At 58.5% G+C, this 15,203-nt stretch carries 16 protein-coding genes; 7 read left to right on the forward strand and 9 right to left on the reverse strand.

The features are described from left to right. Window positions 1–43 precede the first annotated feature (43 nt). A complete protein-coding gene (locus tag G6L01_RS15425; RefSeq protein ID WP_070164289.1) occupies window positions 44–601 on the forward strand; it encodes a GNAT family N-acetyltransferase in 558 nt (185 codons plus the stop codon). A 7-nt stretch (window positions 602–608) separates the two neighbouring features. On the opposite strand, the gene G6L01_RS15430 is transcribed toward G6L01_RS15425, so the two are convergent. The 3 genes from G6L01_RS15430 to acnA all read right to left on the reverse strand — a co-directional run bounded on the left by G6L01_RS15430 (window position 609) and on the right by acnA (window position 5,246). Beyond that, window positions 609–1,028, reverse strand: a complete 420-nt coding sequence (locus G6L01_RS15430; protein WP_070164288.1) for a DUF2794 domain-containing protein — start codon at window positions 1,026–1,028, stop codon at window positions 609–611. A gap of 329 nt (window positions 1,029–1,357) precedes the next feature. After that, a complete protein-coding gene (locus tag G6L01_RS15435) occupies window positions 1,358–2,110 on the reverse strand; it encodes a DUF1223 domain-containing protein (RefSeq protein WP_139190202.1) in 753 nt (250 codons plus the stop codon). Between the two features lie 442 nt (window positions 2,111–2,552). Further along, the gene (gene acnA, locus G6L01_RS15440; RefSeq protein ID WP_070164285.1) at window positions 2,553–5,246 is read right to left on the reverse strand and encodes an aconitate hydratase AcnA; all 2,694 of its coding nucleotides are present in this window, start codon (window positions 5,244–5,246) and stop codon (window positions 2,553–2,555) included. 251 nt (window positions 5,247–5,497) lie between these two features. On the opposite strand from acnA, the gene ccmA reads away from it, so the two are divergent. The 5 genes from ccmA to G6L01_RS15465 all read left to right on the forward strand — a co-directional run bounded on the left by ccmA (window position 5,498) and on the right by G6L01_RS15465 (window position 8,463). Next, complete coding sequence (ccmA, locus tag G6L01_RS15445) at window positions 5,498–6,163, forward strand: heme ABC exporter ATP-binding protein CcmA (protein ID WP_174089277.1); 666 nt, start codon at window positions 5,498–5,500, stop codon at window positions 6,161–6,163. Further along, window positions 6,160–6,819: a heme exporter protein CcmB gene (gene ccmB, locus G6L01_RS15450; RefSeq protein WP_060718704.1), complete on the forward strand. Its 660-nt coding sequence runs from the start codon at window positions 6,160–6,162 to the stop codon at window positions 6,817–6,819. The genes ccmA and ccmB overlap by 4 nt, the downstream gene beginning before the upstream one ends. Before the next feature lie 68 nt (window positions 6,820–6,887). Further along, window positions 6,888–7,670 carry a heme ABC transporter permease gene (locus G6L01_RS15455; RefSeq protein WP_070164410.1) on the forward strand — a complete coding sequence of 261 codons (783 nt, stop codon included), beginning with the start codon at window positions 6,888–6,890 and terminating at the stop codon, window positions 7,668–7,670. Next, the gene (gene ccmD / locus G6L01_RS15460) at window positions 7,667–7,837 is read left to right on the forward strand and encodes a heme exporter protein CcmD (protein WP_070164284.1); all 171 of its coding nucleotides are present in this window, start codon (window positions 7,667–7,669) and stop codon (window positions 7,835–7,837) included. Before G6L01_RS15455 ends, ccmD begins: the two co-directional genes overlap by 4 nt. Continuing rightward, window positions 7,837–8,463: a DsbE family thiol:disulfide interchange protein gene (locus G6L01_RS15465; RefSeq protein WP_070164283.1), complete on the forward strand. Its 627-nt coding sequence runs from the start codon at window positions 7,837–7,839 to the stop codon at window positions 8,461–8,463. Before ccmD ends, G6L01_RS15465 begins: the two co-directional genes overlap by 1 nt. Here the strand turns inward: G6L01_RS15465 and G6L01_RS15470 are convergent. The 6 genes from G6L01_RS15470 to G6L01_RS15495 form a co-directional block, all read right to left on the reverse strand. After that, window positions 8,438–9,028: a DUF2585 domain-containing protein gene (locus G6L01_RS15470; protein ID WP_139190188.1), complete on the reverse strand. Its 591-nt coding sequence runs from the start codon at window positions 9,026–9,028 to the stop codon at window positions 8,438–8,440. The genes G6L01_RS15465 and G6L01_RS15470 overlap by 26 nt on opposite strands. Continuing rightward, window positions 9,025–9,675, reverse strand: coding sequence for a septation protein A (locus G6L01_RS15475; RefSeq protein ID WP_070164282.1), 651 nt, complete (start codon window positions 9,673–9,675; stop codon window positions 9,025–9,027). The genes G6L01_RS15470 and G6L01_RS15475 overlap by 4 nt, the downstream gene beginning before the upstream one ends. Before the next feature lie 72 nt (window positions 9,676–9,747). Then, on the reverse strand, window positions 9,748–11,112 hold the full coding sequence (ftsY, locus tag G6L01_RS15480; protein ID WP_070164281.1) for a signal recognition particle-docking protein FtsY: 1,365 nt from the start codon (window positions 11,110–11,112) through the stop codon (window positions 9,748–9,750). A 22-nt stretch (window positions 11,113–11,134) separates the two neighbouring features. Next, window positions 11,135–12,409, reverse strand: a complete 1,275-nt coding sequence (mtaB, locus tag G6L01_RS15485; RefSeq protein ID WP_071206112.1) for a tRNA (N(6)-L-threonylcarbamoyladenosine(37)-C(2))-methylthiotransferase MtaB — start codon at window positions 12,407–12,409, stop codon at window positions 11,135–11,137. Next, entirely contained in the window at window positions 12,406–13,317 is a 912-nt protein-coding gene (dapF, locus tag G6L01_RS15490; protein ID WP_070164279.1) for a diaminopimelate epimerase, read from the reverse strand. The genes mtaB and dapF overlap by 4 nt, the downstream gene beginning before the upstream one ends. A 71-nt stretch (window positions 13,318–13,388) precedes the next feature. After that, the gene (locus G6L01_RS15495; RefSeq protein ID WP_070164278.1) at window positions 13,389–14,384 is read right to left on the reverse strand and encodes an MBL fold metallo-hydrolase; all 996 of its coding nucleotides are present in this window, start codon (window positions 14,382–14,384) and stop codon (window positions 13,389–13,391) included. A gap of 92 nt (window positions 14,385–14,476) precedes the next feature. Between G6L01_RS15495 and G6L01_RS15500 the strand changes: the two genes are divergently transcribed. Beyond that, window positions 14,477–15,070 (forward strand): hypothetical protein, encoded by a 594-nt coding sequence (locus G6L01_RS15500; protein ID WP_070164277.1) that lies wholly within the window; start codon window positions 14,477–14,479, stop codon window positions 15,068–15,070. Window positions 15,071–15,203: the final 133 nt, after the last annotated feature.

Genomic DNA, 15,203 nt, shown 5'->3' on the forward strand with positions numbered 1-15,203 from the left:
TGCAAGACGGAAATCTACACTGTTTCTCAGCGTAGAAAGTCCCATGCCCGTGCAAATTCGCGCCGCCACCTCAGCCGACATCCCCCGCATCACCAAGATTTACAGGCATGCCATTCTGACCGGAAAGGCAAGCTATGAAATCACGCCACCCGACGAGGCTGAGATGGCGCACCGGATGGAAACGATTACCTCTCAATCCTATCCCTATATCGTCGCGGAGGATGGTGATGGCAGTCTGCTCGGCTATGCCTATGCCTCGGCCTTTCGCACTCGACCCGCCTATCGCTTTCTGGTGGAGGATTCGATTTATCTGGCAGAGGCAGCCCAGGGCAAAGGGATCGGCAAGGCACTGCTGGCCGATCTTGTGGCGCAATGCACATCACTGGGTTTCCGGCAGATGATCGCCGTGATCGGAGGCGCTAATCCCGCCTCGATCGGCGTCCACCGCAGTCTGGGATTTTACCATGCCGGAGGTATCGATGGCTCCGGCTTCAAACACGGAACCTGGCTCGACACCGTTTTCATGCAACGCGCGCTTGGCGAGGGCAAGCAAACCCTGCCCGACGAAAAAACCTATCCCGGCAGCCTGTTTAAAGGGTGAGGACGCTCTACTCGACCAGTTTCAAAACTTTGTCGAACACTTTCAGCACCTGACGCAGGTCATGCCCACGTTTCAAAATCATTCCGTGGGTATTGACCACCGAAAAAGCCCCCTGCTTTGCCGCAAGCTTCGGATTTTTCTCGATTCGATACAGGGGCATTTCACCAGAGCGCTTGAAAACGGAAAACACCGCCTTGTCTTTCAGATGGTCGAGCGCGTAATCGCGCCACTCGCCTTCCCCGACCATTCGGCCATAGACCCATAAGATCGCATCCAATTCCGTACGATGAAAAGTGACCGGCAGCGGATCGAGATTCTGCTTGTAATCCCTAAGATCCACCACGGGAGAAGGTCTGTTGCCAGGGCGCTGGCCAGTTTCAGGAGTGACGGGCGGGACTTCACGAGGTAAATCCGGCTGATCGGTCATTGGGGCTCCTTCGTGCTTTTCATGACAAGCCGGTGACAGTTTGCCTGACAGGCATCAAATTGCAAGAGCGTAACTGCGTAAGCCGTTTGCGCCAAAAAGCTCAACCTGCTCCATTTCGGAAGGTTTTTTTCCTTCGCCGTATTTCGGTCAAAACAGCGCCCCAATTGCAGACGAGATTGCACCGTCTTCAGTTGACGCGTCAGCGTCAAGGGTCCGGTCTGGCGCATTGACCCCTTACCCCCAGCCCCCCAATGTTCCCGGCCGGACCCGCTGAAGCCACAGGAGTGCATGTGACACATGTGATCCTATGCGTGCGGATTGTCTGCCGATCATGGATTGAGCTGCTTAGTACTCTCATTTCCTGCGGATTGAGCCATTACCATCGCTGCGCCGACGATACGGCCGGGCTCTCCATTTTGCGTCGAAGACTGAAGCAAGACTGCAAATCCATCACAATCATTGCTGCGCAGAACCTTGGATGGCAGGGTCAGTTTCAAACTATCGCCATGCCACATGCCAACAGATTGGATGTCGCTAACGCTGTTCCAATAGGTCATGCGCTGACCCTTGTTTTCACCCTTTAGAACCTCGACATCTTTTCGACGCTTGAAATAGACGACGACCACATCGGCGCGGCCTTGCCCACTCCCGATCGACACCGACAGTGCGTCGCCTTGGATGGCTGCATCGACCTTGACCGACAGGCCATTGCCACTGGCCCGCAGCCCATCCAGTTTTCCCGAAAGCGTCGTCGCATCGGTGCCCTTCATCTGCATCGTGCCATTGACCACAGCCTGGGGCGTATAGACACCGCTCCTACCAAAGCTTCGTGCATAAGCATATTGGCGGGCGGTATTGCCAGGGGACCCGAGCGTATCGGTCCAACCGCGGTAGTTCCAGTAATCGACATGGTAGGCCAATGCGATCACGTCAGGCTGTTTGGCGAGCGCTTCAAAAGCACGGTCGGCGGGTGGGCAGGACACGCAGCCCTGCGACGTAAAAAGCTCGACAACCCCCTTTGGCAAACGCGCGTCCTCAGCCTTGACGGTTGAGGCCCCTGCCAGGCACATCATCAGGCCCATAAGGAGGCCTTTTCCAGGGATTGCCGTAACCTTCATCGAAACCACCGATCCTGCCCCATTTTTCAACCCTCCCCTTTATTCAACTCTTAAAGCCCGGCCACAATAGCACGGCATCGTGCCGATGATCGCAGTCCAAGCGTCTCGAGCCGCTAACCCGATGCTGCTCGGTTCCGCCGCCCCTTTGCAGCAAGTCCTTGCAGCCAGCCCGGCTTACGCTGTCCATACTGCATGAACATGTCAAAGCAGTTTAAACCGGTCACATGAACCTGGTCTTAAGCATCGCCACACCGCTGATCTGTCTGCTCATGGATTGAGAGGATAAACAGGACCTACTTCAACACCAAGTCACGTTGGGGTGAGAGCAACCTTGAAGCGAAGAGAAAACAAAAAAGCCGCCGGCATTTGCGCCGGCGGCTGCTATTTTCAATAGGAATCGACCGGATTAAGCGGCCAGATCGCGCAGAACGGTCTGCAAGATGCCACCGTTGTTCACATAGGTCACTTCGTCCAGCGTATCGATGCGGCAGATCAGCGGCAGATCCTTCACTGTGCCATCGGCATAGGTGATCTTGGCGATCTTCTTCTCGCGTGGCTTGATCTCGCCTTCGAGGCCTTCGATCGTAACAGACTCGTCGCCCTTCAGGTTGAGGCTGGCCCAGGTGGTGCCGTCCTCGAAGCAGAAAGGTACGATACCCATGCCGACCAGGTTGGAGCGGTGGATACGCTCGAACGACTGGGCGATCACGGCGCGAACGCCGAGCAGGTTGGTGCCCTTGGCAGCCCAGTCACGCGATGAACCGTTGCCGTATTCGACGCCTGCAAAGATCACCAGCGGAACGCCCTCGGCCTTGTACTGCATGGCCGCATCGTAAATCGACATCTCTTCCTTGGACGGATAATGGATGGTGTAGCCACCTTCCTTGCCGTTCGGACCGAGCATGTGGTTGCGAATACGGATGTTGGCGAAGGTGCCGCGCATCATCACTTCGTGATTGCCGCGACGGGTGCCGTACTGGTTGAAGTCCGCCACGCCAACGCCATGGTCCAGCAGATAGGCGCCAGCCGGCGACGCCGCCTTGATGGAGCCAGCCGGCGAGATATGGTCGGTGGTGATCTTGTCGCCAAACAGACCAAGGACGCGCGCATTGGTGATGTTCTTGAGACCAGAGCCGCTCTTGCCCATACCCACGAAGTAAGGCGGGTTCTGCACATAGGTCGAGTTGTCGTCCCAGGCATAGGTCTGGCCAGCAGGGATCTGCACGGCCTGCCAGTTTTCATCACCCTTGAACACGTCCGCATACTTGCTTTCATACAGCTCGCGCGTGACGTATTTCAGGATGAATTCCTGGATTTCCTTGGAGGTTGGCCAGATATCCCGAAGGAACACTGGATTGCCGTCCTGATCTTCGCCCAGAGGCTCGGTGGTCAGGTCCTTCTGAACCGAACCGGCCAGCGCGTAAGCAACAACCAGCGGCGGAGATGCCAGATAGTTGGCCTGAACGTCCGGCGAGATACGGCCTTCAAAGTTACGATTGCCCGACAATACGCCAGCGGTGATCAGGCCCTTGTCATTGATGGTCTTGGAGATCGGCGCTGGCAGCGGGCCAGAGTTACCGATGCAGGTGGTGCAGCCGAAACCAACGAGGTTGAAGCCGAGCGCATCCAGAGAAACCTGCAAGCCGGACTTGGACAGGTATTCACCAACAACCTGGCTTCCAGGTGCCAGCGAGGTCTTGACCCAAGGCTTGGACTTCAGACCCTTGGCAACAGCATTGCGGGCCAGAAGGCCAGCCGCAATCAACACGCTCGGGTTGGAGGTATTGGTGCAGGAGGTGATAGCGGCAATCGCCACATCGCCATGACCGAGGTCGAAGTCAGTGCCTTCAACAGCATAGCGGTTGGAAAGCTGGCCGGGCTTCTTGTAATCGCCTTCCAGAGCCGTTGCGAAGTTTGGTGCAATGGTTTCCAGCGCCAAACGGCCTTCCGGACGCTTCGGACCAGCCATCGACGGCACAACGTCGCCAAGGTCGAGTTCCAACGTGTCGGTGAACACCAGTTCGGAACCGTCGCCATCACGCCACATGCCCTGAGCCTTGGAATAGGCTTCGACCAGTGCAATCCGGTCCTTGGTGCGGCCAGACATGGTGAGGTAGTTGATGGTTTCGCCATCAACCGGGAAGAAGCCGCAGGTCGCGCCGTATTCCGGACCCATATTGCCGATGGTGGCACGGTCGGCCAGCGACATCGAATCCAGGCCGGGGCCAAAGAATTCAACGAACTTGGAGACAACGCCCTTCTTGCGCAGCATCTGCACAACGGTCAGCACGAGGTCGGTGGCGGTGACGCCTTCCTTGACCTTGCCAGTCAGCTTGAAGCCGATGACTTCGGGCAGAAGCATGGAAACCGGCTGGCCGAGCATGGCTGCTTCGGCTTCGATACCACCAACGCCCCAGCCCAGAACGCCCAGACCGTTGATCATGGTCGTGTGGCTGTCGGTGCCAACGCAGGTGTCGGGATAAGCGGTGGTTTCGCCGTCTTCGTCCTTGGTCCAGACGGTCTGGCCGAGATATTCGAGATTGACCTGGTGACAGATGCCGGTACCAGGAGGAACAACGCGGAAGTTTTTGAACGCCTGCTGGCCCCACTTCAGGAAGCGGTAACGCTCGCCGTTGCGCTCATATTCCAGCTCAACGTTGCGGGCAAAAGCGGTTGGCGTGCCGAATTCATCGACGATGACCGAGTGGTCGATGACGAGGTCAACGGGAACCAGCGGGTTGATCTTTTCCGGATCGCCGCCCAGCGACACCATGGCATCGCGCATGGCAGCCAGATCGACCACGGCGGGAACACCGGTGAAGTCCTGCATCAGCACGCGGGCCGGACGATAGGCGATTTCATTTTCAGCCGTGCCCTTGTCAACGAGCCAGGCGGCGACGTTTTCAATGTCGGCCTTGGTGACGGAGCGGCCGTCTTCGTTGCGCAGCAGGTTTTCCAGCAGCACCTTCATGGAATAGGGCAGCTTGGAAACGCCGGTCAGGCCATTGGCCTCGGCCTTGGGGATACTGTAATAGACATAATCCTTGCCATCGACGGAAAGCGTCGACCGGCAATTGAAACTGTCAAGCGATTTGGACACGGATAGAACCCCGCTGATACTGATAGCCAACACATACGTGCGGACGCCTATGCACTAAATGCACATCAGGATGCGGGTGCGACCATTTCCGCTGTCCGCCCGTGAAAATCGCTTTACGCAACATTCAAGTTCGGCGCTAGGATGATGGACACGCCGGTCGCTGGCGTGGTTGCAGGTCTTATAGAGAATTTCCAAGAACTGTTCCAGAGTGTAGAAGGCCAAATGGCACAATTTTTTAAAGGCGATAAGCTTTGCTAAACAAAGGGGAAATCACCCGGCTAAATGCCCTGGAACTGGCGGCAAAACGCGGCGAGGACCTGCTGTTTCGCAACGTCTCCTTCACGCTTCAAAGCGGCGAAGCGCTGGTCCTGACCGGTCGCAACGGATCGGGAAAATCCACCCTGTTGCGGGTCATCGCTGGCTTCATCCGGCCAGAGCGCGGCTCTGTCCTGTTCGAATCACCCGGCACCGAGCCACGACCACCCCGCGAGGTCAGCCATTACCTCGGCCATCGCAACGGCATGAAGGCGGAACTGACGGTGGCCGAAAATCTGGAATTCTGGAAAGCATTTCTCGGACAGGCCCAAGGCGGTTCAGGCATCTCCATTGAAGAGGCTGCCGATCAGGTTGGATTGGGTGGCATCACCCACCTGCCCTATGGCTACTTGTCCGCCGGTCAGCAGCGGCGTTTTGCCATGGCCCGGTTGCTGGTCTCCTACCGCCCGATCTGGATTCTTGATGAGCCGACGGCGGCATTGGATGTCAAAGCCGATGAGATGTTTTCAAGCCTGATTCGCGCCCATCTGGCTCAAGGCGGCATGGTGCTGGCCGCCACCCACCAGCCCCTGGGGCTGGACAATCCGAATCTGTTGGAAATGAAGGGCTTCGACTACGCCGATCTGGAGGATGTGGCGTGATCGCTCTTTTCCTGCGTGACTTGAAACTGTCGGTCAGGGCGGGCGGCGGCGCGCTGATCGGCGTGCTGTTCTTCCTGACCGTGGTTGCCGTCATTCCCTTTGGCGTCGGACCGGATATGAACCTGCTGGCCCGCATCGGTCCTGCTATTGTCTGGATCGGCGCGCTGCTGTCGGCGCTGCTCGGCCTCGACCGGCTGTTTCAGGCCGACCGGGATGACGGCTCGCTGGATCTGCTCCTGATGCAGGAAACGCCGCTGGTGCTGACCGTCTTCGTCAAATGCCTCGCCCACTGGACGGCGACCAGTCTACCGCTGGTGATCGCGTCACCGCTGCTGGGCCTGTTCATGAATATGAGCGAAATGGCCATCGGGGCGGTGATGCTGACGCTACTGGTTGGCTCTCCCGCCCTCACCTTCATTGGCGCTGCCGGAGCGGCGGTTGCCGTGGCCCTGCCGCGCGGCGGGCTGTTGGTATCGATCCTGGTGCTGCCGCTGGCCATTCCGGTGCTGATTTTCGGTGTCAGCGCTTCCTATGCTGCCGTGGAAGATCCGGCCCCTTTCCTGCCGCCCTTTCTGTTTCTATCCGCACTGACGTTATTCTTCGCAGTCATCGGGCCATCGGCAGCCGCGTTGGCGCTTAGAAACACAGCGGATTGATCGTTCTTGACCATCTTCAATTGATTGCGATCAATTGCAGCAACACCATCCTCAGGGTAGAAAGCAGCATGACCGACAACAGCCTTGCTTCGACCAAGCTTACTGCCCGATTAAACGCGCTGGCCAACCCCACCCGGTTTCTGGCGCTGGTGGCGCGTGTTCTGCCGTGGATGACGGCAATAACCATTATTCTGCTGGCCGTCGGCCTGACGCTCGCCTTCACCACCGAGGGCGATTACCAGCAGGGCGACACGGTGCGGATCATGTATATCCACGTGCCCGCCGCCTGGTTGGCGATGATGTGCTATTCGGTGATGGCGATCTCCGCCATCGGCACGCTGGTCTGGCGTCATCCGCTGGCCGATGTCAGCCATCGGGCCGCGGCCCCGCTGGGAGCGGCGTTTACTTTCATCGCGCTGGTCACCGGCTCGCTCTGGGGCCGGCCCATGTGGGGGACATGGTGGGCCTGGGGCGATGCCCGCCTGACCTCGGTGTTCATTCTGTTCCTAATGTATCTGGGCCTGATCGCCCTCAACCGGGCCATGGACGACCCGTCGAAATCGGCGCGGATCAGTTCGGTGCTGATCCTGGTCGGCTTCGTCAATATTCCGATCATCAAATTTTCGGTGGAATGGTGGAATACGCTGCACCAGCCTGCCAGCATCATGAAACTCGGCGGCCCAAGCGTCGATCCGGAGTTTCTGCGGCCCTTGCTGGTCATGGCCGTGGCCTTCACGCTGCTGTTTTTCACCCTGCATCTGATGGCGATGCGCAACGAAATCTGGCGGCGGCGGATCATGGCCCAGCGACGGCTTGCCGCCCGGGTCGCCTCGCAGGAGAGCCCATCATGAAATATGCCTTCTATATCGGCACCGCCTACGGGCTGACCGCTGCCGCCATCCTGTTCATGGTTGTCTGGATCTGGCTGGAGGGCCGCGCGCGCCAGAAAGAGTTGAAGGCGCTGGAAGCGGCAGGTATTCGCCGCCGCTCTGACACATCAACAGAAAAGGCGCTCTGATGGCTGAGGACAGGCTGGAAACCGCTGAAAAGCGCGGGTTCTCCCGTTACCTGCTGGCGGCCATTCCGCTTGCGGTTTTTGCGCTGATCGCGGGAACAGCGGGCAAGATGCTCTATGATCAGGATTTCAACGGCAAGAATGTCAGCGACATTCCCTCCGCACTGATCGGCACCAAAGCTCCCACCCTCAACCTGCCGCCGCTGGAGGGCTCCAACCTTCCGGCGCTGACCTCTTCCGCCATCACGGGCAAGCTGACGCTGGTTAATGTGTTTGCCTCCTGGTGTGTCCCCTGCCGGGACGAGCATCCATTGCTGAAACAGTTGAGCAATGACCCCCGCATCCAGATCGTCGCCATCAACTACAAGGACAAGAGCGACAACGCGCTGAGGTTTTTGGGCGAGCTTGGCAATCCCTATAAGGCCATCGGCATCGACCCGAACGGCAAGGCGGCGATTGACTGGGGCGTCTACGGCATTCCCGAAAGCTACCTCGTCGCACCGGATGGCACGATTGTTTACAAGCGGGTCGGGCCTTTTGATGCGCAGTCGATAGAAAAGGGTCTTTACCCGGCTATCGACAGGGCGCTTGCTGTCAAAGCCATTACAGAGCCGCCTGCCAGGCCTTAATCGCATCCACCGGCCAGACCAGCATGATGACATTGAGCGTCAGATTGTCCCTGATCAGATACCCCGTCAGCAACTCGAAAAACACGGCAACGACAATCGTCAGCCACACCGGCACACGGGCTGCAAACAGGAAGCCGAGCGCCATGAACACGGTATCCATCGCCGAATTCAGGATACTGTCACCTTCATAGCCAACCGCCATGGTGGCGGCGCGGTAACGGTTGATGATGATGGGCGAATTTTCCAATAATTCCCAACCGGCCTCGATCAGGGTGGCCAGTGTCAGTCGCTGACCGAACGACCCGCGCCGCAGCACCAGCCAGCCGAGACCGTAGAACAGAAAGCCGTGGATGATATGCGAGGGCGTGTACCAGTCGGCCAGATGTTGGGAATTGCCCGGCGTATTCACCCCCGCCTCAAACAATTTCACGTACCCGCAGGAGCAGATCCAGATCCGGCCCATGAAATGCTCGGCCAAGATCTGCACGGCCAGAATGATGACGGGAACCACCAGCCAGAACGAGGCGGCGTGATGGGTTTTCGGCGCTCCCGCCACAGCCGTCACTTGCCGCCCTCTTCCGCCTTGTTTTCAAGGGAATGGCGCATGATCAGCGGCATCTGCGCCAGCGTGAACAGAATGGTGATCGGCATCGTGCCCCAGACCTTGAAATTCACCCAGACATCATTGGTGAAATTGCGCCAGACCACCTCGTTCAGCACCGCGAGGAACAGGAAGAAAATACCCCAGCGCAGTGTCAGTTTGCGCCAGCCCTCATCATCGAGCTGAAAGGCGGCATTGAAGACATAGCCGAGCAAGGATTTACCAAACAGCAATCCGCCAAGCAGCACCACGCCGAACAGCGCGTTGACGATGGTCGGCTTCATCTTGATGAACGTGTCGTCCTGAAGCCAAATCGATAGCGATCCAAACACCAGCACCACCACGCCGGATACGAAAGGCATGATTGGTAGGTGCTTGAAGACGATCTTGGACACAACAAGCGCCAGCACGGTGGCGACCATGAACAGCGCTGTGGCGATCAACAGCGGCCCGCCGATGGCGGTCAGGGCCGGAAAATGTGCCGCCAGCCATTCACCGCGCAGATTGCCGAAGAAGAACACCAGCAGAGGTCCAAGCTCCAAGGCCAGCTTCAGCAAGGGGTGATGCTGTTCTGCCGCACTCGGTTGCTGGCCTGCGTTTCCTGCTGTCATGGTATCCTGCTTTGCTCTTCGGGCTTAGTTTTGCGGTTAATACGAAATTGCGTCGAATTTAAAGATCGTGCTTTAGCTTGAGGGGCCAAAACCGGCAACGGCGCGGGCAAAATCCTCGGCCTCGAAGGGCTCGAGATCATCCACGCCTTCGCCAACGCCAATGAAATAGACCGGCAATTTATGCTTGGCGGCGATAGCGACCAGAATACCGCCGCGCGCCGTGCCATCCAGCTTGGTCATGATCAGCCCGTTGACACCGGCGACATTGCGGAAAATCTCCACCTGGTTCATGGCGTTCTGGCCGGTGGTCGCATCCAGCGTCTGCAACACGGTATGCGGCGCATCCGGGTCGAGCTTGGTGAGAACCCGGACGATCTTTTCCAACTCGTCCATCAGCTCGGTCTTGTTCTGCAAGCGGCCCGCCGTATCGATAATCAGCACGTCGGATTTCTCAGCCTTGGCCTTTTCGAAAGCATCATAGGCCAGCCCCGCTGCATCGGCGCCCAGCTTGGTGCCGATAAAGGTCGAGCCGGTGCGGTCTGCCCAGATTTTCAGCTGCTCGATGGCTGCAGCGCGGAACGTATCGCCCGCCGCCAGCATGACTTTCAAGCCGGAGCCGGACAGTTTGGCGGCCAGCTTGCCGATCGTCGTGGTCTTGCCCGTACCGTTGACACCGACGACGAGGATGACATGCGGTTTGTGATTGAGATCCAGTGCCAGCGGCTTGGCCACCGGCTTCAACACTTTGACGATTTCAGCCGCCATGATCCGCGTCACGTCCTCACCAGTCACATCCTTGCCATAGCGTTCGGACGACAGGGTGGCTGTGACCCGCATGGCGGTCTCGACGCCGAGATCGGCCTGAATCAGCAGATCTTCCAGTTCTTCCAGCGTCTCCTCGTCCAGCTTGCGCTTGGTGAAAAGTGCTGAGATCTGGCCGGTGAGCTGCGAAGAGGTGCGAAACAACCCGGCTTTGAGGCGTTGGAACCAACTCTGCTTCACCTCAGGCGTTTCCGGCTCAGGCTCAGGCTCGACCACGGTCGAAAAGCCCCTGGGCAGCGCGATCTCGGTGCCGGGCGCAGCACCTTCCGCCTCATCGAGCAGTTCATCGAAAGACGGCGTCGCGTCAGAAGGCGGCTCTTCAGCAGCCTCTTCGGCTTCCAGCAGCGAGAGCGGCAGGAGGCTCAGATCATCCGCCGTCACATCATCTTCATCAGCCTGATCTTCGACCAGATCATCGGAAGGCCCGCCTGCCGTATCGACTTCCTCGGCCAGAACAGGATCTTCGGCCAGCGGCAATTGCTCCACACGGTCATGCGGCTCGCTTTCGGCGGCAATGGCGGCTTTTTCCTCAGTGGAAAGCCCGGCATCTACACCTGCTTCGCTTGGCTTGTCCCTGCCAAAGGTGAAGACTTTTTTGATGAATCCAAGCGCCATGATGTTCTTTGCTTTTCGACGTTCAGGCCGCAGCGGCGGCTGACTGTTCAATAATCAGGTGGCGTCCATTGTGACCGCCGATCACCGCATCCACAAGGGCACCCGGCAGATGGCCCGGAGCGGCCACGAGGGTGAAGTCCTGCGTATGCGCCATTTCGTTGCGCTCCACCAGCAGCTTTTGCTGTGAGCCGACCATGTGTTCAAGATGGGCATGATGCAGCTGTTCGGCAACCGCGCGAAGGCTGGCGGCACGCGCTTTCACCAGGGTGCGGTCCAGTTGCGGCATCCGGGCGGCCGGTGTGCCGGGCCGCGGGCTATATGGAAACACATGCAGATGGGCGATGCCGATCTCTTGCGCCAACAAGGCAGAATTTGCCGCCATCTCCTCGGTTTCGGTCGGAAAACCGGCAATCATGTCGGCACCGAAGCTGAAATCGGGCCGCAGGGCGCGGACCTGTGTCGCAAACCCCAAGGCATCCGCCCGTGAATGGCGACGCTTCATCCGCTTCAGGATCATGTCGTCACCATGCTGCAACGACAGGTGCAGATGTGGCATGAAACGCGACTCTTCGGCGATCAGGTCGATCAGATGGCGGTCAACCTCAATACTATCGATGGAGGACAGCCGCAGACGCAGAATGTCAGGCACCTGTTTCAACAGCGTCTTTGCCAGCAGGCCCAGGCTGGGCTGGCCGGGCAGATCGGCGCCGTAGCTGGTGGCGTCCACGCCGGTCAGCACCACTTCGCGGTAGCCGTTTTCCACCAGCTTGCGAGCCTGTTCCACCACCGCCCCCATTGGCACGGAGCGTGAATTGCCGCGTCCATAGGGGATGATGCAGAAGGTGCAGCGATGGTCGCAGCCGTTCTGTACCTGAAGGAAACCACGCACATGGCCATCGATATGACTGACCATCTGCGGCGCGGTCTCTGTCACACTCATGATGTCGTTGACGCGCAGCTTTTCTGCCGCAGCCACGCCGAAGTCGGGCAAAGCCCGGTAATGGTCAGCCTTCAGCTTTTCCTCATTGCCCAGCACCAGATCCACTTCCGGCATGGCGGCAAAGCCTGCGGCATCGGTCTGTGCGGCACAGCCGGTGACGATAATCCGCGCTTGCGGGTTTTCACGCCGGGCGCGGCGAATGGCCTGGCGGGCCTGACGCACCGCCTCGCCCGTCACCGCACAGGTATTGACCAGAATAGCCTGGTCAAGGCCCGCCTTTTCGGCCTCCGCCTTCATCACTTCCGATTCGTAGGTATTGAGGCGGCAGCCGAAGGTGATGACGTCGATGCCGCTCACGAGACCGAGGCCTCGTGGCCTGCCTGGTGTTCACGCTGCCAGGTGCCGGTCTGCGGATCGAGCTGTCCTGCCCATTCCCATTCTGCCGCACCCGTCATGATCACATGCCCGTCACGCTCGCGCCATTCGATGTCGAGGGCTTGGCGGTTGGGGCTGGAGGCGACGGTGATCGTCACCTTGCGCTCGGTGCGCCCGGTGCGCGCAGCGGAAACCCCGGCGGCGCAGGCGGCGGAACCGCAAGCCAGCGTCAGCCCAGCGCCCCGCTCCCAGGTGCGGGTGGTCATGTTGGTTTTCGAGGTCACCTGCGCCAGGGTAATATTGGCCTTTTCGGGAAACAGCGGATGGTTTTCCAGCAGCGGCCCGAACCGTTCCAGATCATAGGACATCGGATCGCGGTCCACCCAGAACACCGCATGCGGATTGCCCATCGACATCACGGCAGGCGAATGCAGCACCGGGGCATCAATCGGCCCGATCTGCAATTCGATCCGGCTGGTATCGTGAAATTCTTCCGACAGCGGGATGCGGTTCCAGTCGAACACCGGAACACCCATATCGACAGACACCGAGCCGTCTTCATGCTCGGTAGCATTCAGAATACCGGCCAGCGTTTGGAAGGTGAAAGCCTTCAGGCCGGTTTCCGCCGACAGCGCCTGCACAACACAGCGTGTGCCGTTACCGCAGGCCTGCGCCAGCGTGCCATCGCAATTGATAATGTCGATATAGGCAAAAGTACCCGCCAGCTTAGGATCATGGATCGCCATGATCTGATCGAAGTGGGTTTCAGCGTCGCCCGCCAGCGCAATGGCCGCCTGCGGCGTGACCCGGTCGGTGCGGCCACGCATGTCAACGACCAGGATCTTGTTGCCAAGCCCGTTCATTTTCGCGAATTCGACCCGATTGCCCATAGCCTTCCTGTCCTGCGGTTGTTGAGCGCTATATGGCGCAATTTCACTGGAATTACCAGTGGCAGCAGGGCTCAACCAGCAGGCACATCAAAGACCTGGCCAGCTCGCAAAGGCCGGAACCGTTCGGGCGCAATGCCCGCCGCTTTCAACGCGGCGGCCAGATGGTCAGCCGGCTCCGTCATCGGCTCGTCTGTCAGCTGGAACGTTCCAAAATGATGGCCGACAGCAAAAGAGGCATTGCAGAGCGTAAACCCCTCCACCGCCTCCTGCGGGTTTTGATGCTGGCCGCGCATGAACCAGCGCGGCTCATAGGCGCCGATCGGCAGGTTAGCCAGCCGGAATCCTCCATATTTCCGAGCCGCTGCCCGGTAATTGATGCCATCGTGAAAGCCGGTATCGCCGATATGGTAGATTTTGCCGGCAGGTGTTTCGAGCACAAAGGCCGCCCATAGCGCCATGCGCCGATCTCTTGCGCCCCGCGCCGACCAATGATGGCAGGGTTCTGCTGTGACACGGGTATCGGCGCTGACCGCCAGATGCTGCCCCCAATCCAGCACGCTGACATGGGCCAGAGGCACGGCACGGCGAATGGTGACATCATTGCCCAATGGCGTGACGAAATGCGGCGCGAATGCGTGATGCAGGCGCGCCAGCGTCTTTCCGTCGAGATGGTCGTAATGATTATGGGTGATCAGCACCACATCGATGGGCGGCAGGTCATTCAGCCGGACGCCAGGAGCAATCGCTCGTTTCGGTCCGGCAAATGCCACTGGACTGGCCCGGTCGGACCACACAGGATCGGTCAGAATATTAAGCCCGCCAACCTGGATCAGCATCGAGGCATGGCCGATCATTGTCACCCGCAGGTCTTTTCCCTCGACACGTGGCAGAGGCCGAGCCTGACCTTCCGGCAACGCGACAGCTTTGGGCCAGATGGCGCGCTGACCTTTGAGCTTCCAGCGCATAACGGCGGTAAAGCCGAAGGGTACGATACCGCCAGGATTGAAAAAACGGGTTCCATCGAAATGGTCGGAAACGGGACCGCGATAATAGGGATTTTTTGTCATGACATCTTCAATTGTTAAATCGATGACTTCCCAGAAAGTCACGATCACCTAGATATGGATTACAACCGTTTTTTGGCAAATAGGACATATGGATGTATTTGATAAAAATAGCGGTACTGATTACGTCCTGGGCTTTTGTTTTTGCCCTGCCGACATGGGCGCAAAATATCCCTGCCCCTATTCACGGCGTGACCTTTGAAGAATGGGCGGCAGCCAACGCCCGTATCGCCAACAATATGGACAAAAGCGAGATTGAGAAAATACTGGGCGTGACCGATGCCCAATTTCAGGAAATCGATGCCGGTTTTACCAAGGCATGGAAAGAATCGCCCGACCCGCAACGCGAATTCTCCCGTCTCTATGGCGAGGCCTTTGCCAATCCCAATAGCGGTCGCTTTGCCAAAGCCCCGATGCAGGTGGCACAGAAAGGCAAGCTTGCGACCTTTGAAGACTATGCGAGAGTTCAAGGTCATCTGCAAGCGGCTGTCAAGTTCGGCATCGACCCACAGAAGGTTCTCGAGGAACACGATCTTACCGTCTACGAATTCTCGCAGGAGGCCGGACAATGGGTTCAGAAACTCGCAAACCAGGCAAATGCAGGCGGAGATGGCCAGTCGATCATGCAATGGCATGACAGGCTGGCCTTCTATGAGGCCGAGTACAGCGAGCGTTATGCAAAACAGTAAGGCACCAAGGCCTTCCCCCGCACTGCTCAAGGCAAAGCATTCTTGACTCCTGCGGCATTTTGCTGTTTACCCCTCCCAAATCTGCGACGAGACATGACTCTGAGCCGCCGACCGGGACCCGTAAAGGTATAAA

This window comes from Agrobacterium vitis, from assembly GCF_013337045.2.
GTDB classification, from domain to species: Bacteria; Pseudomonadota; Alphaproteobacteria; order Rhizobiales; family Rhizobiaceae; genus Allorhizobium; species Allorhizobium vitis_B.

Coding starts and splice junctions, on each gene's coding strand:
- G6L01_RS15425 (WP_070164289.1), top strand. CDS start 44: ATGCCCGTGCAAATTCGCGCCGCCACCTCAGCCGACATCCCCCGCATC.
- G6L01_RS15430 (WP_070164288.1), bottom strand. CDS start 1,028: ATGACCGATCAGCCGGATTTACCTCGTGAAGTCCCGCCCGTCACTCCT.
- G6L01_RS15435 (WP_139190202.1), bottom strand. CDS start 2,110: ATGGGCCTGATGATGTGCCTGGCAGGGGCCTCAACCGTCAAGGCTGAG.
- G6L01_RS15455 (WP_070164410.1), top strand. CDS start 6,888: ATGACCGACAACAGCCTTGCTTCGACCAAGCTTACTGCCCGATTAAAC.
- ccmD (WP_070164284.1), top strand. CDS start 7,667: ATGAAATATGCCTTCTATATCGGCACCGCCTACGGGCTGACCGCTGCC.
- G6L01_RS15465 (WP_070164283.1), top strand. CDS start 7,837: ATGGCTGAGGACAGGCTGGAAACCGCTGAAAAGCGCGGGTTCTCCCGT.
- G6L01_RS15475 (WP_070164282.1), bottom strand. CDS start 9,675: ATGACAGCAGGAAACGCAGGCCAGCAACCGAGTGCGGCAGAACAGCAT.
- ftsY (WP_070164281.1), bottom strand. CDS start 11,112: ATGGCGCTTGGATTCATCAAAAAAGTCTTCACCTTTGGCAGGGACAAG.
- dapF (WP_070164279.1), bottom strand. CDS start 13,317: ATGGGCAATCGGGTCGAATTCGCGAAAATGAACGGGCTTGGCAACAAG.
- G6L01_RS15495 (WP_070164278.1), bottom strand. CDS start 14,384: ATGACAAAAAATCCCTATTATCGCGGTCCCGTTTCCGACCATTTCGAT.
- G6L01_RS15500 (WP_070164277.1), top strand. CDS start 14,477: ATGTATTTGATAAAAATAGCGGTACTGATTACGTCCTGGGCTTTTGTT.